This is a genomic window from Streptococcus mitis SK597, assembly GCF_000148545.1.
Lineage (GTDB): Bacteria > Bacillota > Bacilli > Lactobacillales > Streptococcaceae > Streptococcus > Streptococcus mitis_C.
This window is the reverse complement of sequence record NZ_AEDV01000041.1, coordinates 1-23,414: the sequence shown is the minus strand read 5'-3', so window position 1 is coordinate 23,414 and position 23,414 is coordinate 1. Positions and strand designations below refer to the sequence as shown.

General features: G+C 40.9%; 24 protein-coding genes. All 24 read left to right on the top strand.

Translation table 11 applies throughout. The annotated features are described in order from the left end of the window. Nucleotides 1-150 precede the first annotated feature (150 nt). The 24 genes from SMSK597_RS07545 to SMSK597_RS07440 all read left to right on the top strand — a co-directional run bounded on the left by SMSK597_RS07545 (nucleotide 151) and on the right by SMSK597_RS07440 (nucleotide 23,350). A complete protein-coding gene (locus SMSK597_RS07545) occupies nucleotides 151-948 on the top strand; it encodes a formate/nitrite transporter family protein (protein WP_000254781.1) in 798 nt (265 codons plus the stop codon). 146 nt (nucleotides 949-1,094) lie between these two features. Beyond that, complete coding sequence (locus tag SMSK597_RS07540; protein WP_000196310.1) at nucleotides 1,095-2,375, top strand: O-acetylhomoserine aminocarboxypropyltransferase/cysteine synthase family protein; 1,281 nt, start codon at nucleotides 1,095-1,097, stop codon at nucleotides 2,373-2,375. A gap of 95 nt (nucleotides 2,376-2,470) precedes the next feature. Then, nucleotides 2,471-3,745 carry a DUF2130 domain-containing protein gene (locus tag SMSK597_RS07535; RefSeq protein WP_001002622.1) on the top strand — a complete coding sequence of 425 codons (1,275 nt, stop codon included), beginning with the start codon at nucleotides 2,471-2,473 and terminating at the stop codon, nucleotides 3,743-3,745. Nucleotides 3,746-3,755: 10 nt separating this feature from the next. Then, nucleotides 3,756-4,634, top strand: coding sequence for a tRNA pseudouridine(55) synthase TruB (gene truB / locus SMSK597_RS07530; RefSeq protein WP_001013268.1), 879 nt, complete (start codon nucleotides 3,756-3,758; stop codon nucleotides 4,632-4,634). A 112-nt stretch (nucleotides 4,635-4,746) separates the two neighbouring features. Beyond that, complete coding sequence (udk, locus tag SMSK597_RS07525; protein ID WP_001181377.1) at nucleotides 4,747-5,385, top strand: uridine kinase; 639 nt, start codon at nucleotides 4,747-4,749, stop codon at nucleotides 5,383-5,385. 127 nt (nucleotides 5,386-5,512) lie between these two features. Beyond that, entirely contained in the window at nucleotides 5,513-6,853 is a 1,341-nt protein-coding gene (xseA, locus tag SMSK597_RS07520) for an exodeoxyribonuclease VII large subunit (RefSeq protein WP_000417483.1), read from the top strand. Then, nucleotides 6,831-7,043 (top strand): exodeoxyribonuclease VII small subunit, encoded by a 213-nt coding sequence (locus SMSK597_RS0102400; protein WP_000043226.1) that lies wholly within the window; start codon nucleotides 6,831-6,833, stop codon nucleotides 7,041-7,043. The genes xseA and SMSK597_RS0102400 overlap by 23 nt, the downstream gene beginning before the upstream one ends. Beyond that, complete coding sequence (locus tag SMSK597_RS07515; RefSeq protein WP_000743788.1) at nucleotides 7,040-7,915, top strand: polyprenyl synthetase family protein; 876 nt, start codon at nucleotides 7,040-7,042, stop codon at nucleotides 7,913-7,915. The genes SMSK597_RS0102400 and SMSK597_RS07515 overlap by 4 nt, the downstream gene beginning before the upstream one ends. Beyond that, complete coding sequence (locus tag SMSK597_RS0102395; RefSeq protein ID WP_001041088.1) at nucleotides 7,908-8,723, top strand: TlyA family RNA methyltransferase; 816 nt, start codon at nucleotides 7,908-7,910, stop codon at nucleotides 8,721-8,723. Before SMSK597_RS07515 ends, SMSK597_RS0102395 begins: the two co-directional genes overlap by 8 nt. Continuing rightward, nucleotides 8,716-9,147, top strand: a complete 432-nt coding sequence (locus tag SMSK597_RS07510; protein ID WP_001034401.1) for an arginine repressor — start codon at nucleotides 8,716-8,718, stop codon at nucleotides 9,145-9,147. The genes SMSK597_RS0102395 and SMSK597_RS07510 overlap by 8 nt, the downstream gene beginning before the upstream one ends. A gap of 6 nt (nucleotides 9,148-9,153) precedes the next feature. Further along, on the top strand, nucleotides 9,154-10,821 hold the full coding sequence (recN, locus tag SMSK597_RS07505; protein WP_000923566.1) for a DNA repair protein RecN: 1,668 nt from the start codon (nucleotides 9,154-9,156) through the stop codon (nucleotides 10,819-10,821). Nucleotide 10,822: 1 nt separating this feature from the next. Further along, nucleotides 10,823-11,551 (top strand): metallophosphoesterase family protein, encoded by a 729-nt coding sequence (locus SMSK597_RS07500; RefSeq protein ID WP_000133336.1) that lies wholly within the window; start codon nucleotides 10,823-10,825, stop codon nucleotides 11,549-11,551. Between the two features lie 78 nt (nucleotides 11,552-11,629). Next, nucleotides 11,630-13,453 (top strand): translation elongation factor 4, encoded by a 1,824-nt coding sequence (lepA, locus tag SMSK597_RS07495; protein ID WP_001047207.1) that lies wholly within the window; start codon nucleotides 11,630-11,632, stop codon nucleotides 13,451-13,453. Between the two features lie 261 nt (nucleotides 13,454-13,714). Next, nucleotides 13,715-14,191 carry a PTS sugar transporter subunit IIA gene (locus tag SMSK597_RS07490; protein ID WP_000521971.1) on the top strand — a complete coding sequence of 159 codons (477 nt, stop codon included), beginning with the start codon at nucleotides 13,715-13,717 and terminating at the stop codon, nucleotides 14,189-14,191. Between the two features lie 38 nt (nucleotides 14,192-14,229). Then, a complete protein-coding gene (locus SMSK597_RS07485; protein WP_000590549.1) occupies nucleotides 14,230-14,535 on the top strand; it encodes a PTS sugar transporter subunit IIB in 306 nt (101 codons plus the stop codon). A gap of 47 nt (nucleotides 14,536-14,582) precedes the next feature. Beyond that, a complete protein-coding gene (locus tag SMSK597_RS07480) occupies nucleotides 14,583-16,058 on the top strand; it encodes a PTS galactitol transporter subunit IIC (protein ID WP_000338736.1) in 1,476 nt (491 codons plus the stop codon). A gap of 106 nt (nucleotides 16,059-16,164) precedes the next feature. Beyond that, complete coding sequence (locus SMSK597_RS12815) at nucleotides 16,165-17,058, top strand: aldose 1-epimerase family protein (RefSeq protein ID WP_000571438.1); 894 nt, start codon at nucleotides 16,165-16,167, stop codon at nucleotides 17,056-17,058. Nucleotides 17,059-17,342: 284 nt separating this feature from the next. Beyond that, a complete protein-coding gene (gene lacA / locus SMSK597_RS07470; RefSeq protein WP_000029277.1) occupies nucleotides 17,343-17,768 on the top strand; it encodes a galactose-6-phosphate isomerase subunit LacA in 426 nt (141 codons plus the stop codon). Between the two features lie 30 nt (nucleotides 17,769-17,798). Further along, on the top strand, nucleotides 17,799-18,314 hold the full coding sequence (lacB, locus tag SMSK597_RS07465) for a galactose-6-phosphate isomerase subunit LacB (RefSeq protein WP_001216919.1): 516 nt from the start codon (nucleotides 17,799-17,801) through the stop codon (nucleotides 18,312-18,314). A gap of 10 nt (nucleotides 18,315-18,324) precedes the next feature. Then, nucleotides 18,325-19,254 carry a tagatose-6-phosphate kinase gene (locus tag SMSK597_RS07460; protein ID WP_000604292.1) on the top strand — a complete coding sequence of 310 codons (930 nt, stop codon included), beginning with the start codon at nucleotides 18,325-18,327 and terminating at the stop codon, nucleotides 19,252-19,254. Nucleotide 19,255: 1 nt separating this feature from the next. Beyond that, nucleotides 19,256-20,236 carry a tagatose-bisphosphate aldolase gene (gene lacD, locus SMSK597_RS07455; RefSeq protein WP_001229117.1) on the top strand — a complete coding sequence of 327 codons (981 nt, stop codon included), beginning with the start codon at nucleotides 19,256-19,258 and terminating at the stop codon, nucleotides 20,234-20,236. 233 nt (nucleotides 20,237-20,469) lie between these two features. Then, nucleotides 20,470-21,306: a PRD domain-containing protein gene (locus SMSK597_RS07450; RefSeq protein WP_000285721.1), complete on the top strand. Its 837-nt coding sequence runs from the start codon at nucleotides 20,470-20,472 to the stop codon at nucleotides 21,304-21,306. A gap of 35 nt (nucleotides 21,307-21,341) precedes the next feature. Beyond that, nucleotides 21,342-21,659 carry a PTS lactose/cellobiose transporter subunit IIA gene (locus tag SMSK597_RS07445; RefSeq protein ID WP_001078322.1) on the top strand — a complete coding sequence of 106 codons (318 nt, stop codon included), beginning with the start codon at nucleotides 21,342-21,344 and terminating at the stop codon, nucleotides 21,657-21,659. Further along, nucleotides 21,659-23,350, top strand: a complete 1,692-nt coding sequence (locus SMSK597_RS07440) for a lactose-specific PTS transporter subunit EIIC (RefSeq protein ID WP_001037360.1) — start codon at nucleotides 21,659-21,661, stop codon at nucleotides 23,348-23,350. The genes SMSK597_RS07445 and SMSK597_RS07440 overlap by 1 nt, the downstream gene beginning before the upstream one ends. Nucleotides 23,351-23,414 lie beyond the last annotated feature (64 nt).

Below are 23,414 nucleotides of genomic sequence, written 5' to 3'. Positions count from 1 at the left end.
AATTTTATTAATACAAATCAGTGAAATCCTGGATTTCACTGATTTTTTAAGCTTTTCATAAGAATAAACTTTTATGAAATACAGAAAACGCTTCCTTAATTTTAACGTTTGTGATATAATTATCAGGTAAAAAATTTTTAGGAGTTTATTATGGTTTCTTCAGAATTTATCTCAAAGATTGAATTTGCTTGCAAGAAGAAAGAAAGTCTTTATAGCCAAAGCAAATTTAAGTATGCGATTCGTTCTATGTTCGCAGGTGCATTTTTAACCTTCAGTACAGCTGCTGGTGCAGTTGGGGCTGACTTGATTAATAAAATCGCACCAGGTAGTGGACGTTTCCTCTTCCCCTTTGTCTTTGCTTGGGGATTGGCCTACATTGTTTTCTTGAATGCCGAGTTGGTAACATCAAACATGATGTTCTTGACTGCAGGTAGTTTCTTGAAAAAAATCTCTTGGAGAAAAACAGCTGAGATTTTACTTTACTGTACCTTGTTCAACCTTATCGGGGCTTTGATAGCAGGTTGGGGCTTTGCTCATTCGGCAGCCTATGCAAATCTGACTCATGATAGTTTCATATCAGGGGTTGTTGAGATGAAGTTAGGCCGCTCAAATGAATTAATCTTGCTTGAGGCGATTTTGGCAAATATTTTCGTAAATATTGCGATTCTGTCATTTGTTTTGGTCAAAGATGGTGGTGCCAAACTTTGGCTTGTGTTGTCAGCAATTTACATGTTTGTATTCTTAACAAACGAGCACATTGCAGCGAACTTTGCTTCTTTCGCGATTGTGAAATTCAGTGTTGCTGCTGACTCAATTGCCAACTTCGGTGTTGGAAATATGCTTCGCCACTGGGGTGTAACCTTCATTGGAAACTTTATCGGAGGAGGCCTCTTGATGGGTCTTCCATATGCCTTCCTCAATAAAAATGAAGATACTTATGTAGATTAAGAAAATGAGCACGATTGATTCGTGCTTTTTTCGATTTTGTAAGAAGTAATAGCCATTCCTTATATCAAAATATAAAAAAGAGGTATTAGTCAAGATAGGTCGATAGTGCTACAATATCTTTAATGACACTATATGGAGGTCGCCTTATGACTCGTGATTTTAAATTTGAAACTCTACAACTACATGCTGGGCAAGTAGTTGATCCAGCAACTAAGTCTCGTGCAGTGCCGATTTATCAGACTACATCCTTTGTTTTTGATGACACGCAGGAAGGTGCCGATTTGTTTGCCTTGAGGAAACCAGGGAACATTTATACTCGTATTACCAATCCTACAACAGCTGCCTTTGAAGAAAGAATTGCAGCTCTCGAAGGTGGTGTCGGAGCTCTTGCAACAGCATCAGGTATGGCTGCAGTGACTTATACGATTTTGGCACTTGCCCATGCTGGTGACCATGTTGTAGCAGCATCAACTATTTACGGTGGAACCTTTAATCTCTTGAAAGAAACCCTTCCTCGTTATGGTATCACAACAACCTTTGTCGATGTTGATAATTTGGAGGAGGTAGAAGCAGCGATCAAAGACAATACCAAGCTTGTCTTGATTGAAACCTTGGGGAATCCTTTGATTAACATTCCTGACTTGGAAAAATTGGCTGAGATTGCGCATAGACACCAGATTCCACTCGTTTCGGATAATACCTTTGCCACACCATATTTGATTAACGTCTTTTCTCACGGTGTAGATATTGCCATTCACTCTGCGACTAAGTTTATCGGTGGGCATGGTACGACTATTGGAGGAGTGATTGTTGACAGTGGTCGTTTTGACTGGGAGGCTTCAGGGAAATTCCCTCAATTTGTTGAGGAAGATCCAAGTTATCATAACTTGAGCTATACTCGTGATGTGGGTGCAGCAGCCTTTATTATTGCTGTCCGTGTTCAATTGCTTCGTGATACAGGTGCAGCCTTGTCGCCATTTAATGCCTTCCTCTTGCTTCAAGGACTTGAAACCCTTTCACTTCGTGTGGAACGCCATGTGCAAAATGCAGAGAAAATTGTTGATTTCCTTATCAACCATCCTAAGGTAGAAAAAGTCAACTATCCAAAACTTGCTGATAGTCCTTACCATGCTTTGGCTGAGAAATATTTGCCAAAAGGTGTGGGCTCAATCTTTACCTTCCATGTCAAAGGTGGAGAGGCAGAAGCCCGCAAGGTAATTGATAATTTGGAAATCTTCTCTGATCTCGCGAACGTAGCGGATGCTAAGTCTCTGGTTGTTCATCCAGCAACAACCACTCACGGGCAATTGTCAGAAAAAGACCTGGAAGCAGCAGGAGTCACACCAAACCAAATCCGCTTGTCAATAGGACTTGAAAATGTAGATGATTTGATTGAAGATTTGCGCTTGGCCTTGGAAAAAATTTAAAGTAAAAGAAGATAAACAGTGGGTTTTGACTCACTGTTTTTGATTTTCCCTCAGGCATGATATAATGGTTACAGAAGTCTAGAAAGAGGAACGATATGAACGAAATCAAATGTCCCAACTGTGGGGAAGTCTTTACAGTAAATGAAAGTCAGTATGCTGAACTTTTATCCCAAGTGAGAACAGCAGAGTTTGATAAGGAACTGCACGATCGCATGAAGCAGGAACTGGCCTTGGTTGAGCAAAAGGCCATGAATGAACAACAGTCTAAACTAGCTCAAAAAGACCAAGAAATTGCGCAATTGCAGAGTCAAATCCAAAACTTTGATACAGAAAAAGAATTGGCCAAGAAAGAGGTTGAACAGACAAGCAATCAGGCCTTATTGGCTAAGGATAAGGAAGTACAGGCCTTGGAAAACCAACTGGCCACCTTGCGTTTGGAATATGAAAATCAACTACAGAAGACCCTTTCTGACCTAGAAAAAGAACGAGACCAGGTTAAAAATCAGCTCCTATTACAAGAAAAAGAAAACGAGCTTTCTCTTGCTTCAGTTAAGCAAAACTATGAAGCCCAGCTTAAAGCAGCTAGTGAACAAGTCGAGTTCTATAAGAATTTCAAAGCCCAACAATCTACCAAGGCCATCGGGGAAAGTCTGGAACAGTATGCAGAGAGTGAGTTTAACAAGGTCCGTAGTTTTGCCTTTCCAAATGCTTACTTTGAGAAGGATAACAAGGTCTCTGCGCGTGGGTCTAAGGGGGACTTTATCTTCCGTGAGAGTGATGAAAATGGGGTCGAAATTATTTCCATCATGTTTGAGATGAAAAATGAAGCAGATGGAACAGAGAAGAAGCACAAGAATGCAGATTTTTACAAGGAATTGGACAAGGACCGTCGGGAGAAGAACTGTGAGTATGCGGTTTTGGTGACTATGCTTGAGGCTGATAACGACTACTTTAACACAGGGATTGTTGACGTCAGTCACGAGTATGAAAAGATGTATGTGGTTCGTCCTCAATTCTTTATCCAATTGATTGGGCTCTTGCGTAATGCGGCTCTTAATTCACTAAAATACAAGCAAGAGTTGGCTTTGGTGCGTGAGCAAAATATTGACATCACTCATTTTGAGGAAGATTTGGATGCCTTTAAACTAGCCTTTGCCAAGAACTACAACTCTGCTTCAACTAATTTTGGTAAAGCTATTGATGAAATCGACAAGGCCATTAAACGCATGGAAGAGGTCAAAAAATTCCTGACAACATCTGAAAACCAACTCCGTCTAGCTAATAATAAATTGGAAGACGTTTCCGTCAAAAAATTGACCCGGAAAAATCCAACCATGAAAGCTAAGTTTGAAGCGCTGAAGGGGGAGTGAGAAAGCAAATATGAACGGTATTATCAACTTAAAAAAAGAAGCGGGGATGACCTCGCATGATGCGGTTTTTAAACTGCGTAAGATTTTGGGAACCAAGAAGATTGGTCATGGTGGGACTTTGGATCCGGATGTGGTGGGCGTTTTGCCCATTGCGGTTGGCAAGGCGACCCGCATGGTCGAGTTTATGCAGGATGAGGGCAAGGTCTATGAGGGGGAAATCACTCTGGGCTATTCCACGACGACTGAGGATGCCAGTGGGGAAGTGGTCGCAGAGACACCTGTTTTGTCGCACTTGGATGAAAAGCTTGTCGATGAAGCGATTGCTAGCTTGACTGGGCCTATTATCCAGATTCCACCTATGTATTCGGCTGTAAAGGTCAATGGTCGTAAGCTCTATGAGTATGCACGTGCAGGTCAGGAAGTGGAGCGTCCAGAACGTCAGGTGACCATTTATCAATTTGAGCGAACAAGTCCGATTTCTTATGAGGATCACCTCGCACGATTCACTTTTCGTGTAAAATGTAGCAAGGGAACCTATATTCGTACCTTATCGGTTGACTTGGGAGAGAAGCTTGGTTATGCGGCTCATATGTCACATCTGACACGGACTAGTGCAGCCGGTTTGCAGCTAGAAGATGCTCTTAGCTTGGAAGAAATTGCTGCAAAAGTGGAGGCTGGTCAGCTGGATTTTCTCCATCCTTTAGAGATTGGGACAGGTGACCTTGTCAAAGTTTTCCTAAGTCCAGAAGAGGCTACAGAAGTGCGCTTTGGTCGTTTTATTGAGCTAGACCAAACGGACAAAGAACTGGCTGCCTTTGAAGGCGATACATTACTAGCTATTCTAGAAAAACGAGGCAATCTCTACAAGCCAAGAAAGGTTTTTAGCTAGTCTAACTGGGGTGTGGGAATGGAATTGATTTCCCTAGACTATCCAAAATCATACTATAAATTTTGTAAAAAATGTGATAGAATAGACGACGGATAAAAAAACGGAGGATAGCATGCAAAATAGACCAATCATTATAGGAGTGACAGGTGGTTCTGGTGGTGGTAAGACCAGTGTTTCAAGAGCCATTTTATCGCATTTCCCTGATGAAAAGATTTCCATGATTGAGCATGATTCATACTACAAGGATCAGTCTCACTTGACCTTTGAAGAGCGTGTCAAAACCAACTACGACCATCCTTTTGCCTTTGATACAGACTTGATGATTGAGCAGATTAAGGAATTGTTGGCAGGGCGTCCGGTGGACATCCCGACTTATGACTATACAGAGCATACACGGAGTAGCAAGACTTATCGTCAGGAGCCTCAAGATGTCTTTATCGTTGAGGGGATTTTGGTCTTGGAGGACAAGCGCCTGCGCGATTTGATGGATATCAAGATTTTTGTGGATACGGATGACGATGTGCGCATTATTCGTCGTATCAAGCGTGATATGGAGGAGCGTGGCCGTAGCCTTGATAGCGTTATTGACCAGTATTTAGGCGTTGTCAAGCCCATGTACCATCAGTTTATCGAACCGACTAAGCGTTATGCTGATATCGTCATTCCTGAAGGGGTTAGCAATACAGTGGCTATCGACTTGTTGACGACCAAGATTGAAAAGATTTTGGAAGAAGCTCGAAATAGCAAATAATCAGATGTGGAGGCCTTGCCTCCTTTTTCTATTTTTCTCTCATAATGGTACATAAATGGAGATTTTTAGGCATATTTTTGGTATAATAATACCCATGGAAAAGCAAGAAAATGAATAGTAGGTGAAGATGGAAAAGTATTTATCGGTAACAACTTTGACCAAGTATCTGAAAATGAAATTCGATAAAGACCCTTACTTGGAACGGGTCTATTTAACTGGTCAAGTTTCCAACTTTCGTAAACGACCTACTCACCAATATTTCTCCCTAAAAGATGACCATGCAGTTATTCAAGCGACCATCTGGTCTGGGATTTATCAAAAATTAGGCTTCGACCTAGAAGAAGGAATGAAAATCAATGTGATTGGGCGTGTGCAGGTCTATGAACCGAGCGGTAGCTACTCCATCATCATTGAAAAGGCTGAGCCTGATGGGGTTGGGGCACTTGCGATTCAGTTTGAACAACTCAAGAAAAAATTGACAGAAGAAGGCCTGTTTCAAGAACGCTTCAAGCAAACTCTGCCCCAATTTTCTAAGAGAATTGGTGTGGTAACTAGCCGTAGTGGAGCTGTTATTCGAGATATTATCACGACCGTCAGCAGACGCTTTCCAGGTGTCGACATTCTCCTATATCCGACCAAGGTGCAAGGTGAAGGGGCTGCGGAGGAAATTGCTCGAAATATTGCGCGTGCTAATGAACGGGACGATTTGGATTTGCTGATTATTGGTCGTGGTGGTGGTTCCATCGAGGATCTCTGGGCTTTTAACGAAGAAATTGTGGTACGAGCGATTTTTGAATCTCGTTTACCAGTTATCTCTAGTGTGGGGCATGAGACGGATGTGACCTTGGCAGATTTTGTGGCAGATCGCCGCGCTGCCACACCGACAGCAGCTGCTGAACTGGCAACACCTGTGACCAAGTTGGATCTATTAGCTCATTTGCAAAATCAGGAAAAACGGATGGCAACAGCAGTCCGAAATATCCTATCGAAGAAACAAGAAGCTTTGAAAAAATGCAGTCAGTCTGTTATCTTTAGACAGCCAGAGCGCTTGTATGACGGTTATTTGCAACGCTTGGATCAACTGCAACTGCGCTTAAAACAAAGTTTGCGAACACGGATTTCTGATAACAAGCAATTGGTCCAAGCAAGGACGCATCAATTGGTACAATTATCACCTATAACCAAAATCCAACGCTATCAAGATCGTCTTGGTCAGTTGGATAAGCTCCTCCGTAGCCAGATGGCACTGGTTTATGATGCCAAGGTTGCTGAAGTGAAGCGACTTTCAGAAGCCTTGCTGATGTTGGATACCAGTCGAATCGTGGCGCGTGGCTATGCTATTGTCAAAAAAGAAGAGTCCGTTGTGGATTCGGTTGAGAGTTTGAAGAAAAAAGACCAAGTGACGCTTTTGATGCGAGATGGTCGAGTAGAATTAGAGGTTAAAGATGTCAAAACAAAAGAAATTTGAGGAAAATCTAGCAGAACTGGAGACCATTGTCCAAAGTTTGGAAAATGGTGAAATTGCTCTGGAAGATGCGATTGCTGCCTTTCAAAAGGGCATGGTCTTGTCAAAAGAGCTCCAAGCGACGCTGGACAAGGCTGAAAAGACCTTGGTCAAGGTTATGCAAGAAGACGGAACAGAAAGTGATTTTGAATGAAGAAGCAAGAAAAATTAGCTCTTGTCGAGTTGGCTTTGGAAGATTTTTATGGAGACCAGCAGTTTGCCTCTAGTTTGCGAGAGTCTGTTCTCTATTCCATTCATGCTGGTGGCAAGCGTATTCGGCCTTTTCTTCTGTTAGGAGTTCTGGAAGCCTTGCAGGTGGCTATTAAACCAGCACATGCACAGGTGGCTGCGGCCTTGGAAATGATTCATACAGGGAGCTTGATTCACGATGATCTTCCTGCCATGGATGATGATGATTACCGTCGGGGACGATTGACCAATCACAAGAAATTTGGCGAAGCGATGGCTATTTTGGCTGGAGATGCCTTGTTCCTAGATCCTTACGCCTTAATAGCGCAGGCAGATTTGCCAAGTCAGATAAAGGTAGACTTGATTGCCAACCTATCTCTTGCTTCAGGAAGTCTGGGCATGGTAGCAGGACAGGTTTTGGATATGGAGGGCGAACACCAGTACTTGTCTTTGGAAGAACTCCAGACTATTCATGCTAATAAGACTGGAAAATTACTAGCCTATCCCTTTCAAGCGGCTGCCATCATAGCTGAATTGGCTCCTGAAATACAGGCAAAACTGAAAACTGTTGGTGCATTGATTGGTCTTGCTTTTCAAGTTCGAGATGATGTGCTAGATGTGACAGCTAGTTTTGAAGAAATTGGCAAGACACCACAAAAGGATCTGCAGGCAGAAAAGTCAACCTATCCTGCCTTGTTGGGCTTGGAAGAGGCTATTGCCTTTTGTAACCAGACTTTGGATCAAGCTAATGCCAAATTAGAAGAAATTGCCCAGCAGGTTCCCTTTGAAACAGAGTCGATTGTAAAAGTAGTAGAAAGTTTGAGAATCAATGGCTAAGGAAAGAGTGGATGTACTAGCTTATAAACAGGGCTTGTTTGAAACGCGAGAACAGGCCAAGCGTGGTGTGATGGCTGGACTAGTCGTAGCAGTTCTGAATGGAGAACGGTTTGATAAACCAGGAGAGAAAATCCCAGATGACACCGAGCTGAAACTCAAGGGGGAGAAACTCAAGTATGTTAGCCGTGGTGGTTTAAAACTGGAAAAGGCCTTGCAGGTCTTTGATTTGACAGTAGAAGGGGCAACAACGATTGATATTGGTGCTTCTACTGGAGGTTTTACCGATGTTATGCTACAGAATGGTGCCGAGTTGGTCTTTGCAGTCGATGTTGGTACCAATCAGTTGGCTTGGAAATTACGCCAAGACCCACGAGTTGTCAGCATGGAGCAGTTCAATTTCCGCTATGCTGAAAAGACTGATTTCGAGCAGGAACCGAGTTTTGCCAGCATTGACGTGAGTTTTATTTCCCTCAGTCTGATTATTCCGGCCTTGCATCGTGTCTTGGCTGAACAAGGTCAGGTCGTGGCTTTGGTTAAGCCCCAGTTTGAGGCAGGACGTGAGCAGATTGGGAAAAATGGTATTATTCGAGATGCCAAGGTTCACCAGAATGTCCTTGAATCTGTCACAGCTATGGCAGTAGAGGAAGGCTTTTCAGTCCTTGGTTTGGACTTTTCTCCCATCCAAGGCGGACATGGAAATATTGAGTTTTTAGCGTATTTGAAAAAAGAAGAGTCAGAAAGCAATCAGGTTCTTGCTGAGATTGAAGAAGTAGTAGAGAGGGCGCATAGTCAATTTAAAAATGAATAAAAAAGAGAGACTTGAAAAAATTAGACGATTTGTGACAGATTATCAAATCGGCACGCAAGAAGAAATTGTAGAACATTTGAAAGAAGCAGGAATCACTGCTACTCAGGCAACGGTATCACGAGATATCAAAGAACTAGGTATTGTCAAAATTCCTTTGAGAGACAACACCTATGTCTATGAATTGCCAAAATCAATCGTAAAAAGTTTGCAACTAGCTGAAGACAATATCGAATCGGCAGAATTGATGGACAAGATGATCAATCTCCAAGTTATCCCTGGAAATACAGCTTTTGTAAAAGCTCAGTTAACCGAGACTTTTGCGGACAAGATTTTTAGCTGTTTAGCTGATGATAGCTCGATTTTAGTCATTGCCAGAAGTGAAAGTCTAGCTGAGGAAATCTTTGAACAAGTAAAAAATTGGTAGGTCTATATGTTACTTGAAATTTCGATAAAAAACTTTGCCATTATTGAGGCTATTTCCCTCAATTTTGAAAAGGGAATGACTGTCCTGACTGGTGAAACGGGTGCAGGGAAGTCGATTATCATTGATGCCATGAATATGATGTTGGGAGCTCGTGCGACGACAGATGTTATTCGTCATGGTGCGCCAAAGGCAGAGATTGAGGGGCTTTTCTCAGTTGAGAATAGTCGCCTTTTGCAGGAAATTTTTGATGAGCAAGGTTTGGAATTTGGGGATGAGATTATCATCCGTCGAGAAATCTTGCAAAATGGTCGGAGTATTAGTCGTGTCAATGGCCAGATGGTTAATCTGTCTGTTTTGCGTGCTATTGGGCAACATCTTGTGGATATTCATGGTCAGCATGACCAAGAAGAGTTAATGCGCCCTCAACTTCATATTCAAATGTTGGATGAATTCGGTGATACAGCCTTTTGGGACTTAAAAGAAACCTATCAAACAAGTTTTGATGCCTACCGTAAAATGCGTAAGCAGGTTCTGGAAGTCAAGAAAAACCAACAAGAACATAAGGCACGTATCGAAATGTTGGAATTTCAAATGGCAGAGATTGAGGCAGCAAACTTGCAAGCAGGTGAAGACTTGACTCTCAATCAAGATCGAGAGAAGCTCCTTAACCATAAAAATATTGCGGATACGTTGACCAATGCCTACAGTATGTTGGACAATGAAGAGTTCTCGAGTCTGGCCAATGTTCGTTCAGCCATGAATGACATGGAAAGTGTCGAAGAGTATGATCCTGAATACCGTGAAATTTCAAGCTCTCTGTCTGAGACCTACTATGTCTTAGAAGATATAAGCAAACGTTTGGAAGCAATCATTGAGGACCTTGATTTTGACGGCAATCGTCTCATGCAGGTTGAGAATCGTTTGGACCTCCTTCATACCATTACCCGCAAGTATGGTGGGACTGTAGACGATGTCTTGCTTTATTTTGCCAAGATTACGGAAGAATACAATCTATTGACAGGCAATAACCTTTCGTCTGAGGACATGGAAGCAGAGCTTAAGAAATTGGAAGTCAATCTTGTTGATTTGGCAGGCCAGCTTGCATCTGCTCGTCATGATTTGGCTCAGCAATTAGAATCTGAGATTAAACAAGAACTGCAGGACCTTTATATGGAAAAAGCCCAGTTTCAGGTTCGTTTTAGCAAGGGCAAATTCAGTCGTGAGGGAAATGAAATGGTCGAGTTTTATATTTCAACCAACCCTGGTGAAGACTTTAAACCCTTGGTTAAGGTTGCATCTGGTGGGGAATTATCTCGTCTCATGCTAGCTATTAAGTCTGCCTTTTCTCGTAAAGAGGGTAAGACTAGTATTGTCTTTGATGAGGTGGATACAGGAGTTTCAGGTCGTGTAGCTCAGGCCATTGCGCAGAAGATTCACAAGATTGGCCAACATGGTCAGGTTCTAGCTATCTCCCACTTGCCACAAGTGATTGCGATTGCGGATTATCAATTCTTTATTGAGAAGATTAGCAATGACCATTCAACAGTTTCGACTGTTCGTCTCTTGACGGTTGAAGAGCGAGTGGAGGAAGTTGCCAAGATGTTGGCAGGTGATGATGTGACGGAAGCAGCCCTGACGCAAGCCAGAGAATTGTTGAGAAACAGGGAGAGATAAGATGACAGACTATTATGTAATTGGAGATGTTCACGGAAAAGCTGGGATGCTGGAAGACCTTCTCAAAACATGGGATGGTCAGAGCCAGTTGCTCTTTCTAGGGGACTTGATTGACCGTGGTGAAGATAGTCGCCGTGTCCTTGAAATGGTCAAGGACTTAGTGGACAATCAAGGGGCAATCTGTTTGTCAGGAAACCACGAGTATATGTTTTTGACTTGGCTCGATAACCCAGAAGAAAGCTATGACCATTATCGTCGAAATGGTGGAGATACAACTATTAATTCTATCCTAGGTCGTCCCTTGGATGCACCAGTTGATGGAGTAGAAGATGCCAAGCGTGTTGCTACTGAAGCAGCAGATTTGGTCGAATTTATTCGTCAAATGCCTTTTGTGGTAGAGACAGATAAGTATATCTTTGTTCACGCAGGTATTGATTTAACCTTGGATGACTGGCATGAAACCACAGATTATAAAAAAGTCTGGCTTAGAAAACCATTCCACGAAGCAGAAAATCATACTGGAAAAATCATTGTCTTTGGCCATACACCGGTCTATGGTTTGTTAAAGCAAGAGCGTGGTACTGCTGAGCTTTGGACTACAGAAGATGGCAAGATTGGAATGGATGGAGGAGCTGTTTATGGTGGTGTCCTTCATGGGATTGTCTTTACAGATCAAGGAATGACAGAACACCACTTTATCGAAAATGACGGCTTTGTCGCTGAAGATTAGTACTCCTAGCAGGGTATAGTCTTGTCAAAATGTCAAAAACAATTTATAATAAATAGATACCCTGAAAGGAAGAGAATCATGAACTTAGAAGAATTGAAAAAACGACAGGAGAAGATCCGTAACTTCTCTATTATCGCCCATATTGACCATGGAAAGTCGACTCTAGCAGACCGCATTTTGGAAAAAACTGAGACGGTTTCAAGTCGTGAAATGCAGGCTCAGCTTTTGGATAGCATGGATCTAGAGCGAGAACGTGGGATTACCATTAAGTTAAATGCCATTGAGCTGAATTATACTGCAAAAGATGGCGAAACTTATATTTTCCACTTGATTGACACGCCGGGGCACGTAGACTTCACCTATGAAGTTTCCCGTTCGCTAGCTGCCTGTGAGGGAGCGATTTTGGTGGTTGATGCTGCTCAAGGAATTGAGGCTCAAACCCTTGCCAACGTTTATCTGGCCTTGGACAATGATTTGGAAATCATGCCAGTCATTAACAAGATTGACCTGCCGGCTGCAGACCCTGAGCGCGTGCGTACAGAGATTGAAGATGTCATTGGTTTGGATGCCAGTGAAGCAGTTTTGGCTTCTGCCAAGGCTGGTATCGGTATTGAAGAAATCCTCGAGCAAATTGTAGAAAAAGTTCCAGCACCAACGGGTGATGTGACAGCACCGCTTAAAGCCTTAATTTTCGACTCTGTTTATGATGCTTACCGTGGGGTTATTCTCCAAGTGCGTGTCATGGATGGGGTGGTTAAACCTGGAGATAAGATTCAGCTTATGAGCAATGGCAAGACTTTTGATGTTACGGAAGTCGGTATCTTTACACCCAAGGCAGTTGGTCGTGATTTCCTTGCGACTGGTGACGTTGGTTATATTGCAGCTTCTATCAAGACGGTTCAGGACACTCGTGTGGGTGATACCGTTACCTTGGCAACCAATCCTGCGGCTGAGCCATTACATGGTTACAAGCAGATGAATCCTATGGTCTTTGCGGGTCTCTATCCTATCGAGTCAAACAAGTACAATGATCTGCGTGAAGCCCTTGAAAAATTGCAACTGAATGATGCTAGTCTCCAATTTGAACCAGAAACATCTCAGGCACTTGGATTTGGTTTCCGTTGTGGTTTCCTTGGACTTCTTCATATGGATGTTATCCAAGAACGTTTGGAACGTGAGTTCAACATCGACCTCATCATGACAGCTCCGTCTGTTATTTATAAGGTCAACTTGACCGACGGCGAGTCTATGGATGTGTCTAACCCATCTGAGTTCCCAGACCCAACTAAGATTGCGACCATTGAAGAACCTTATGTTAAAGCGCAAATCATGGTGCCGCAGGAGTTTGTCGGAGCAGTAATGGAATTGGCTCAGCGTAAGCGAGGGGACTTTGTGACTATGGATTATATCGATGATAATCGAGTTAATGTTATCTATCAAATTCCACTTGCTGAAATCGTCTTTGACTTCTTTGATAAGCTTAAGTCTTCGACACGTGGTTATGCAAGTTTTGACTACGAATTGTCAGAGTACCGCCCATCTAAGCTGGTCAAAATGGATATCCTTCTCAATGGAGACAAGGTGGATGCCCTCAGCTTCATCGTTCACAAGGACTTTGCTTATGAACGCGGAAAACTCATCGTTGACAAGCTCAAGAAAATCATTCCTCGTCAACAATTTGAAGTTCCCATCCAAGCGGCTATTGGACACAAGATTGTCGCTCGTACTGATATTAAAGCCCTTCGTAAGAACGTACTTGCTAAATGTTATGGTGGTGACGTTTCTCGTAAACGCAAACTCCTTGAAAAACAAAAAGCTGGTAAGAAACGTATGAAAGCTATCGGATCAGTTGAAGTCCCACAAGAAGCCTTCCTCAGCGTCTTGAGCATGGATGAAGAGTAAGTTATCAGAAATACCTTTCCTTCTTCATAGGAAATTTATATAAGAATCAATAGTAAAGTAGGCTTAAATGGTCTGCTTTTTTTATTTCTAGAACAGAAAAAATGTTTGAAATGTTTGTTTATGTGTTTGTTTTTTAACAAGAAACTATAAAAACAACAAAAATATAAAAAAAGAGACAAAAAACAACATAAAATCGTTGACAACGGTTTCATATAGTGTTATACTTATAGCATAAAGTTAATGGAAAGAAGGGAAAACCTTATGGGATTAGATCATTTCTTTGACAAAAACCTTGTGTTTTGCTTAGAAGCGGATAATCAAGAACATCTCTTTGATCAGGTTGCTACTTTATTGGAAGAACGAGAAATCGTGACTCCAACCTATCGTGAAGCCTTGATCACGCGTGAAAAGTCATTTCCAACTGGCTTAGATATGGAATTTTTGGGTAAGGATTTGCCGAATGTGGCTATTCCTCATACAGATATTGTTCATAATCTAGCTGAAAAAGTTGTGGTCGTTCGATTAGATAAACCTGTGACTTTCCACAACATGATTGCGCCAGATAAGGAAGTAGAAGTATCTTTACTCTTCTTTATCATTAATAACTCAAGTTCAAGTCAAACAAACATTCTTGCTCAGTTGATGGCCTTTTTTACTGGAAATGGTCATCTTGAAGACCTATCAAAAATTTCTGAACCAGAAGCCCTCTATGCTTATATCGCTGAAGCAATTGCTTAATCTTGTCTATTAAAAATATTAAATTGGAGGAAATCCATATGATTAAAATTCTTGCTGCCTGCGGTGCAGGTGTTAACTCAAGCCACCAAATTAAAAGTGCTCTTGAAGAAGAACTTTCAAACCGTGGCTACGATGTTCACTGTGATGCAGTTATGGTCAAAGATGTTAACGAAGACCTTATCAAAGGTTATGACATCTTTACACCAATTGCTGCGACAGACCTTGGTTTTGATCCAGGTATTCCAGTTATCGAAGCTGGACCAATTTTATTCCGTATCCCAGCTATGAGTGCTCCAGTATTTGACAATATTGAAGCAGCTATCAAAGAACACGGATTAAGTTAATTATCAATTTGTTAACATTCATATAACATAAAAAGGGAGGAACTGTTATGGATGCAATCTTTGGCCTAATCAAAGAATTTTTCACACCTATCTTAGATATGGGTGGACCTGTCATCATGTTAATCATTTTGACAGTATTGGCTTTACTTTTTGGAGTGAAATTCTCCAAAGCGCTTGAAGGTGGTATTAAACTTGCCATCGCTCTTACAGGTATCGGTGCCATCATCGGTATGCTAAATGGTGCTTTCTCAGCATCGCTTGCAAAATTCGTTGAAAATACTGGTATTCAATTGAGTATTACCGACGTTGGTTGGGCACCACTTGCAACAATCACTTGGGGATCTGCTTGGACACTTTACTTCTTGCTCATCATGTTGATTGTCAACGTAGTGATGCTTGCTATGAAGAAAACAGATACACTTGACGTTGATATCTTCGATATCTGGCACTTGTCCATCACAGGTCTTTTGATTAAATGGTATGCTGACAACAATGGTGTGAGCCAAGGGGTTTCACTCTTTATTGCTACAGCAGCTATCGTACTTGTTGGTGTGTTGAAAATTATCAACTCTGACTTGATGAAACCTACATTTGATGACCTTCTTAACGCTCCAAGTTCATCACCAATGACATCAACTCACATGAACTACATGATGAACCCAGTTATCATGGTTTTGGATAAGATTTTTGAAAAATTCTTCCCAGGTCTTGATAAATATGACTTTGATGCTGCTAAATTGAACAAGAAAATCGGTTTTTGGGGATCTAAATTCTTCATCGGTTTCATTCTTGGTATTGTAATCGGTATCATGGGAACTCCACATCCAATTGAAGGTGTTGCAGATGCAGATAAATGGCGTCTTGTTATCAAAGGATGGTTGTCTCTTGGTTTGACAGCTGGTGTATCTTTGGAACTCTTCTCACTTATCGGTTCATGGTTCATCGCTGCCGTAGAACCACTTTCACAAGGTATTACAAACGTTGCTACTAAACGTCTTCAAGGACGTAAATTTAATATCGGTCTTGACTGGCCATTCATCGCTGGTCGTGCTGAAATCTGGGCTTGTGCCAACGTACTTGCACCAATCATGTTGATCGAAGCTGTGCTTCTTTCAAAAGTCGGAAATGGTATCTTGCCACTTGCAGGTATCATCGCTATGGGTGTTACTCCAGCTCTCTTGGTTGTAACTCGTGGTAAATTGCTCCGTATGATTATCTTCGGAACACTCTTGTTGCCACTCTTCCTTCTTTCAGGTACCCTTATTGCACCATTTGCGACAGAACTTGCTAAAGGTGTAGGTGCCTTCCCAGCAGGTGTGAGTCAAACTCAATTGATTACTCACTCAACTCTTGAAGGACCAATCGAAAAACTTCTTGGTTGGACAATTGGTAACACTACAACTGGTGATATCAAAGCAATCCTTGGTGCTGTAGTCTTCCTTGTATTCTATATCGGTATCTTTGCTTGGTACAGAAAACAAATGATCAAACGTAACGAAGAGTACGCAGCAAAAGCAAAATAATGCGCTCCTATAAAATGTAAATTGTAAAAGCTAGGTTGTCAATTTCCTAATTGGGAGTGACAGCCTAGCTTTTTTCCGAAGTATTAAAATTTGGAGGTAAATAACAGTGATTGAATTAAAATCAGAACAATTAAGAGTTGAATTTAACAGTTTTGGTGGGGCTCTTTCTTCTATAAAAGATACTGAGGGACTGGAGTATTTGTGGCAAGGGGATGCCACTTATTGGAGTGGACAAGCTCCTGTTCTCTTCCCCATTTGTGGTTCTTTGAGAGAGGATACAGCCCTCTATATAGATGAGAAGGGGCAAGAAAGCAAAGGAAAGATTCCTCGTCATGGTTTGGTTCGTAAGAAAGAATTTGAATTAGTTGAACAGACAGATAATAGTGTAACTTTTGCAATTGAAGACGATGAGAATAGCTATCAGAACTACCCTTATTATTTCCGCCTAGAAATCACTTATAGCCTTACTGGCAAGACAGTACGAACTCAATACAAGATTTTCAATAAAGAAACTAGCAAGGTCATGCCTTACTTTATTGGTGGACATCCAGGATTTAATTGTCCTCTACTGGATGATGAAGTCTATGAAGATTATTATCTAGAGTTTGAGAAAGAAGAGACTTGCTCTGTTCCACGTCCTTTCCCAGAAACAGGTATGCTGGATTTTCAAGATAGAAGTCCATGGCTAGAAGGTCAAAAAGAATTAGACCTCAGCTATGATCTTTTCAGCACTGATGCAGTCACCTTAGATGAATTGCAATCTAGAACAATTGCCCTTCGTTCTCGTAAACATGATAAGGGATTGAAAGTGCACTTTGCAGAGTTTCCAAATCTCATTATCTGGTCAACTTTGAATAAGGGTCCTTTCATTGCTTTTGAACCATGGTCTGGCTTGTCAACATCTCTTGAAGAAGGAGATCATCTAGAAGATAAGAAGAATGTTCGCCTCCTAGAACCTGGTCAAGTAGATCAAATTGGTTTTGACATCGAAATTTTTTAGTTAAAAAAACACAAAAACAAACACTAACTGTTGACTTTTTCCGGAAATAGGAGTATATTATGTTTGTAAGCAACAAATGATGTTTGTAACAAACAAATAATCACTTGTTATATTCTCTTTTGTGGAGAAGAATTATTTCTAGGAAACTGATTTCCTAAACTTGAATAAGGTGTCATTCATCTCATTCAATCTAATTTGTCAATAAACTGCTAGAAAGCTTTTGTAGGTAAACTGTTAACTATAAAAGGTTTTACTAGCCTAGAAAAATAAAAGGAGTATACAATATGTCTATTGTTATCGGTGCAGATGCTGCAGGTTTGAGATTGAAAGAAGTTGTGAAAGACTTCTTGGAAAAAGAAAACTTCCACGTTGTGGATGTTACAGCTGAAGGTCAAGACTTTGTTGATGTGACTCTTGCTGTTGCTGCAGAAGTAAACAAAGAAGAACAAAACCTTGGTATCGTGATTGATGCTTATGGAGCTGGTCCATTTATGGTCGCAACTAAGATCAAAGGAATGGTTGCTGCAGAAGTATCTGACGAACGTTCAGCCTATATGACTCGTGGCCACAACAACTCACGTATGATCACTATGGGTGCACAACTTGTCGGTGATGAATTGGCTAAAAACATCGCTAAAGGATTTGTTAACGGTAAATACGATGGTGGACGTCACCAAATTCGTGTCGATATGTTGAACAAAATGTGCTAATTAGATTACAGTAAGAAAGGTAAGTTAAAAATGAGAATTGCAATTGGATGTGACCACATCGTAACAGATGAAAAAATGGCGGTTTCAGAATTTTTGAAATCAAAAGGATATGAAGTCATTGACTTTGGTACATATGACCATACACGTACTCACTACCCAATCTTTGGTAAAAAAGTAGGGGAAGCTGTAACTAGCGGTCAAGCTGATCTTGGGGTATGTATTTGTGGTACTGGTGTTGGTATCAACAACGCTGTGAATAAAGTTCCAGGTGTCCGTTCTGCCTTGGTTCGTGATATGACAACAGCCCTTTATGCTAAAGAACAATTGAACGCCAACGTTATTGGTTTTGGTGGTAAGATTACAGGTGAATTGCTCATGTGTGATATCATCGAAGCTTTCATCCATGCTGAATACAAATCATCTGAAGAAAACAAGAAATTGATTGCGAAAATTGAACACCTTGAAAGTCACAATGCTCAACAAACAGACGCAAACTTCTTCACTGAATTCCTTGAAAAATGGGATCGCGGAGAATACCACGACTAAGAGGTGACCTATGATTTTAACAGTCACAATGAACCCATCCATTGATATTTCCTATCCCTTGGATGAGTTGAAGATTGATACTGTCAATCGTGTGGTGGATGTAACCAAAACGGCTGGTGGTAAGGGACTCAATGTTACCCGAGTACTTTCAGAATTTGGGGATTCTGTTCTTGCTACTGGTTTAGTGGGTGGCAAACTTGGTGAGTTTTTGGTTGAAAATATCGATGATCAAGTAAAGAAAGATTTCTTTTCTATTCAGGGAGAAACTCGTAACTGTATTGCTATTCTCCACGGTGACAACCAAACAGAAGTTCTTGAAAAAGGTCCTGTAGTATTGGAACAAGAAGGTCAAGACTTTTTGGAACATTTCAAAAAACTCTTGGAGTCAGTTGAAGTAGTAGCTATCTCAGGCAGTCTGCCAGCTGGCCTTCCAGTTGATTACTATGCGAGCTTGGTAGAACTTGCTAATCAAGCTGGTAAACCTGTAGTCTTGGACTGTTCTGGTGCAGCTCTTCAGGCGATTCTTGAATCACCACATAAACCAACAGTCATCAAACCAAATAATGAGGAATTGTCCCAGCTTCTAGGAAGAGAAGTTTCTGAGGATTTGGATGAATTAAAAGAAGTCCTTCAAGAACCTTTGTTTGCAGGTATTGAATGGATTATCGTTTCACTTGGTGCCAACGGTGCTTTTGCCAAACATGGTGACACTTTCTACAAGGTAGATATTCCTAGAATTCAGGTGGTAAATCCTGTCGGATCTGGAGACTCTACTGTGGCAGGGATTTCTTCAGGGCTACTTCATAAAGAATCGGATTCAGAATTACTCATCAAGGCAAATGTCCTTGGTATGCTCAATGCTCAAGAAAAAATGACTGGTCATGTCAACATGGCCAACTATCAAGCTCTATATGATCAATTAATAGTAAAAGAGGTATAAAATGGCTTTAACAGAACAAAAACGTGCACGCTTAGAAAAACTTTCTGATGAAAATGGTATCATCTCAGCTCTTGCATTTGACCAACGTGGTGCTTTGAAACGCCTCATGGCTCAACACCAAACAGAAGAACCAACTGTGGCTCAAATGGAAGAACTTAAGGTCTTGGTAGCAGATGAATTGACTAAATACGCATCATCAATGCTTCTTGACCCTGAGTATGGACTTCCAGCAACTAAAGCTCTTGATGAAAAAGCTGGTCTTCTCCTTGCTTATGAAAAAACAGGTTATGACACAACAAGCACAAAACGCTTGCCAGACTGCTTGGATGTTTGGTCTGCAAAACGTATTAAAGAAGAAGGTGCAGATGCAGTTAAGTTCTTGCTTTACTACGATGTAGATAGCTCAGACGAACTCAACCAAGAAAAACAAGCTTACATCGAACGTATCGGTTCTGAATGTGTGGCTGAAGATATCCCATTCTTCCTTGAAATCCTTGCTTACGATGAAAAAATTGCTGACGCAGGTTCTGTAGAATACGCGAAAGTAAAACCACACAAAGTTATCGGTGCTATGAAAGTCTTCTCAGACCCACGCTTTAACATTGATGTCTTGAAAGTTGAAGTTCCTGTTAACATTAAATATGTTGAAGGCTTCGCTGAAGGTGAAGTAGTTTATACACGTGAAGAAGCAGTAGCCTTCTTCAAAGCACAAGATGAAGCAACTAACTTGCCATACATCTACTTGAGTGCTGGTGTATCAGCTAAACTTTTCCAAGATACTCTTGTATTTGCTCATGAATCAGGTGCAAACTTTAACGGAGTTCTTTGTGGCCGTGCTACATGGGCTGGATCAGTTGAAGCTTACATCAAAGATGGTGAAGCAGCAGCTCGCGAATGGCTTCGCACAACTGGATTTGAAAACATTGACGAGTTGAATAAAGTTCTTCAAACAACAGCGACTTCATGGAAAGAACGCGTGTAAGAAAGTCCTCCTAGGTTAAGAACATGAGTCTAAAAAATTTTTAAAAAAGTTGTATGTAAAGGTTTACAAAATAACTTACTTGTGCTATACTTAAATCACAAGTTAATACAAGGTGAGTGTTACTAAGTAATATTAGGCATGATCACAGGTGAATTAGAAATCGGCTGATTTTCTAGTTCATTTGTGGTCATTTTTTGTACTAATATTCCTTTAAGATATAAAAGGAGGTTGACATGTATCGAATTCTAAATCCAATGAATCACAATGTCTCGCTTGTCAGAAATGATAAAGGAGAAGAAGTGATTGTGATTGGTAAGGGGATTGCATTTGGAAAGAAGAAGGGAGATTTGATTGCTGAAAATCAGGTTGAGAAAATCTTTCGGATGAAGACCGAAGAGTCCAGAGAAAACTTTATGGCTCTCCTCAAAGATGTTCCGCTTGATTTTATCACAGTGACCTATGAAATCATTGATAAACTATCAAAGAAATATCATTATCCGATTCAAGAGTATCTCTACGTAACCTTGACAGATCATATTTACTGTTCTTACCAAGCTCTAGCGCAAGGAAGGTACAAGGATAGTAATCTGCCAGATATTTCCGCTAAGTATCCTGTCGCTTTTCAAATCGCAAATGAAGCTTTTGAAATTTACCGTCAGAAGCTAGCAGATTATTTTCCTGAGGACGAAATTATTCGGATTGCTTATCATTTCATTAATGCTGAAGGTGAAAATGAAGTGAAACTTGTGGAGTCGATTGATAAGAGAAAAGAAATTCTCAGGAATGTTGAAGAAGTTTTAACGGAATATGCAATTCAACGAACCAATGAGAATAACCATTTCTATGATCGCTTTATGATCCATTTGAATTATTTCTTGGATTATTTAGACAGATCTAGAGACGATAACCAATCACTTCTGGATATGGAAGACCATATCAAGCAATCCTATCCAAAAGCGTTCGAGATTGGTTCCAAAATCTATGATGTGATTACGCAACATACGGGTCTTGATTTGTATAAAAGTGAACGAGTTTATCTAGTTCTACATATCCAACGTTTATTGTCATAAAAATTTAATTAAAACTACATAAGGAGAATTCTATCATGAATAGAGAAGAAGTAACATTGTTAGGTTTTGAAATCGTAGCCTATGCTGGCGATGCTCGTTCAAAACTATTGGAAGCCTTGAAGGCTGCTGAAGCTGGTGATTTTGCGAAAGCAGATAGCTTAGTCGAGGAAGCTGGTTCTTGCATTGCAGAGGCTCACCACGCCCAAACAAGCTTGTTAACAAAGGAAGCTGCAGGTGAAGATTTAGCCTATAGCGTGACCATGATGCATGGTCAAGATCACCTGATGACAACAATCTTGCTAAAAGATTTGATGCATCATTTAATTGAACTTTATAAAAGAGGAGCTAAATAATGAATAAGTTAATTGCCTATATCGAGAAAGGAAAGCCTTTCTTTGAAAAACTATCTCGAAATATCTATCTTCGTGCTATTCGTGATGGATTTATCGCAGGAATGCCAGTCATTCTATTCTCAAGTATCTTTATCTTGATTGCCTTTGTACCAAACTCATGGGGCTTTAAATGGTCTGATGATGTTGTTAATCTCCTCATGAAACCTTACAGCTATTCAATGGGTATCTTGGCTTTGTTGGTAGCTGGTACAACAGCTAAGTCATTGACCGACTCAGTAAACCGTAGCATGGAGAAGACAAATCAAATCAACTATATGTCAACATTGTTGGCAGCAATTGTTGGTTTGTTGATGTTGGCAGCTGACCCTATCGAAAATGGTCTAGCTACTGGATTCTTGGGGACAAAAGGTTTGCTTTCAGCCTTCCTTGCTGCCTTTGTTACTGTAGCCATCTATAAGGTTTGTGTTAAGAACAACGTCACTATTCGTATGCCTGACGAAGTTCCACCAAATATCTCACAAGTCTTTAAAGATGTGATTCCATTCACTCTATCTGTTGTTTCTCTTTATGCTCTTGATTTACTAGCACGTCATTTTGTTGGTGCAAGTGTGGCTGAATCAATCGGTAAATTCTTTGCACCGTTATTCTCTGCAGCTGATGGCTATCTTGGTATTACCATTATCTTTGGTGCTTTTGCCTTCTTCTGGTTTGTTGGGATTCATGGTCCATCTATCGTTGAACCAGCTATCGCAGCTATTACCTATGCCAATGCCGAAGTCAACTTGAACCTTCTCCAACAAGGGATGCATGCTGACAAGATTCTTACTTCTGGTACACAAATGTTTATCGTTACCATGGGTGGTACTGGTGCGACACTGGTTGTTCCATTCATGTTCATGTGGTTAACAAAATCAAAACGTAACCGTGCAATCGGACGTGCTTCAGTAGTTCCTACCTTCTTCGGTGTAAATGAACCAATCTTGTTTGGTGCACCACTTGTATTGAACCCAATCTTCTTCATTCCATTTATCTTTGCTCCAATCGCAAACGTATGGATCTTTAAATTCTTTATTGAGACTCTTGGAATGAACTCATTCACTGCTAATTTACCATGGACAACTCCAGCTCCACTAGGTCTAGTTCTTGGAACTAACTTCCAAGTTCTATCATTCATTCTTGCTACCCTTCTAATCGTGGTTGACGTAGTCATTTACTACCCATTCCTTAAAGTATATGATGAACAAATTCTTGAAGAAGAGCGTTCAGGTAAATCTAATGATGAATTGAAAGAAAAAGTTGCTGCAAATTTCAACACTGCAAAAGCAGATGCTATTCTTGAAAAAGCTGGTGTAGAAGCAGCACAAAATACCATCACTGAAGAAACAAATGTCCTCGTTCTCTGTGCTGGTGGAGGGACAAGTGGACTTCTTGCGAATGCTTTGAACAAGGCAGCTGCAGAATACAATGTCCCTGTGAAAGCAGCAGCAGGTGGTTATGGTGCTCACCGTGAAATGTTGCCAGAGTTTGATTTGGTTATCCTTGCCCCTCAAGTTGCTTCAAACTTTGAAGATATGAAAGCAGAAACGGATAAACTCGATATTAAACTTGCGAAAACAGAAGGCGCTCAATACATCAAATTAACTCGTGATGGAAAAGGTGCTCTAGCATTTGTACAAGCTCAATTCGATTAACGATAGGGACTGTGAAACAGTCTCCTCTCGTTACGGAAATCGCTATGGCGACTTTCCTAATCGC

Bases quoted from the DNA above. Each gene is read 5' to 3' on its own strand.
- SMSK597_RS07480 (WP_000338736.1), top strand. From the start codon at position 14,583: ATGGATGCAATCTTTGGCCTAATCAAAGAATTTTTCACACCTATCTTA.
- SMSK597_RS07500 (WP_000133336.1), top strand. From the start codon at position 10,823: ATGACAGACTATTATGTAATTGGAGATGTTCACGGAAAAGCTGGGATG.
- SMSK597_RS07535 (WP_001002622.1), top strand. From the start codon at position 2,471: ATGAACGAAATCAAATGTCCCAACTGTGGGGAAGTCTTTACAGTAAAT.
- SMSK597_RS07440 (WP_001037360.1), top strand. From the start codon at position 21,659: ATGAATAAGTTAATTGCCTATATCGAGAAAGGAAAGCCTTTCTTTGAA.
- xseA (WP_000417483.1), top strand. From the start codon at position 5,513: ATGGAAAAGTATTTATCGGTAACAACTTTGACCAAGTATCTGAAAATG.
- SMSK597_RS07450 (WP_000285721.1), top strand. From the start codon at position 20,470: ATGTATCGAATTCTAAATCCAATGAATCACAATGTCTCGCTTGTCAGA.
- SMSK597_RS07485 (WP_000590549.1), top strand. From the start codon at position 14,230: ATGATTAAAATTCTTGCTGCCTGCGGTGCAGGTGTTAACTCAAGCCAC.
- truB (WP_001013268.1), top strand. From the start codon at position 3,756: ATGAACGGTATTATCAACTTAAAAAAAGAAGCGGGGATGACCTCGCAT.
- SMSK597_RS07490 (WP_000521971.1), top strand. From the start codon at position 13,715: ATGGGATTAGATCATTTCTTTGACAAAAACCTTGTGTTTTGCTTAGAA.
- SMSK597_RS07460 (WP_000604292.1), top strand. From the start codon at position 18,325: ATGATTTTAACAGTCACAATGAACCCATCCATTGATATTTCCTATCCC.
- SMSK597_RS07545 (WP_000254781.1), top strand. From the start codon at position 151: ATGGTTTCTTCAGAATTTATCTCAAAGATTGAATTTGCTTGCAAGAAG.
- lacB (WP_001216919.1), top strand. From the start codon at position 17,799: ATGAGAATTGCAATTGGATGTGACCACATCGTAACAGATGAAAAAATG.
- SMSK597_RS0102400 (WP_000043226.1), top strand. From the start codon at position 6,831: ATGTCAAAACAAAAGAAATTTGAGGAAAATCTAGCAGAACTGGAGACC.
- SMSK597_RS0102395 (WP_001041088.1), top strand. From the start codon at position 7,908: ATGGCTAAGGAAAGAGTGGATGTACTAGCTTATAAACAGGGCTTGTTT.
- udk (WP_001181377.1), top strand. From the start codon at position 4,747: ATGCAAAATAGACCAATCATTATAGGAGTGACAGGTGGTTCTGGTGGT.
- lacD (WP_001229117.1), top strand. From the start codon at position 19,256: ATGGCTTTAACAGAACAAAAACGTGCACGCTTAGAAAAACTTTCTGAT.
- lacA (WP_000029277.1), top strand. From the start codon at position 17,343: ATGTCTATTGTTATCGGTGCAGATGCTGCAGGTTTGAGATTGAAAGAA.
- SMSK597_RS07510 (WP_001034401.1), top strand. From the start codon at position 8,716: ATGAATAAAAAAGAGAGACTTGAAAAAATTAGACGATTTGTGACAGAT.
- SMSK597_RS07540 (WP_000196310.1), top strand. From the start codon at position 1,095: ATGACTCGTGATTTTAAATTTGAAACTCTACAACTACATGCTGGGCAA.
- SMSK597_RS07445 (WP_001078322.1), top strand. From the start codon at position 21,342: ATGAATAGAGAAGAAGTAACATTGTTAGGTTTTGAAATCGTAGCCTAT.
- SMSK597_RS07515 (WP_000743788.1), top strand. From the start codon at position 7,040: ATGAAGAAGCAAGAAAAATTAGCTCTTGTCGAGTTGGCTTTGGAAGAT.
- lepA (WP_001047207.1), top strand. From the start codon at position 11,630: ATGAACTTAGAAGAATTGAAAAAACGACAGGAGAAGATCCGTAACTTC.
- recN (WP_000923566.1), top strand. From the start codon at position 9,154: ATGTTACTTGAAATTTCGATAAAAAACTTTGCCATTATTGAGGCTATT.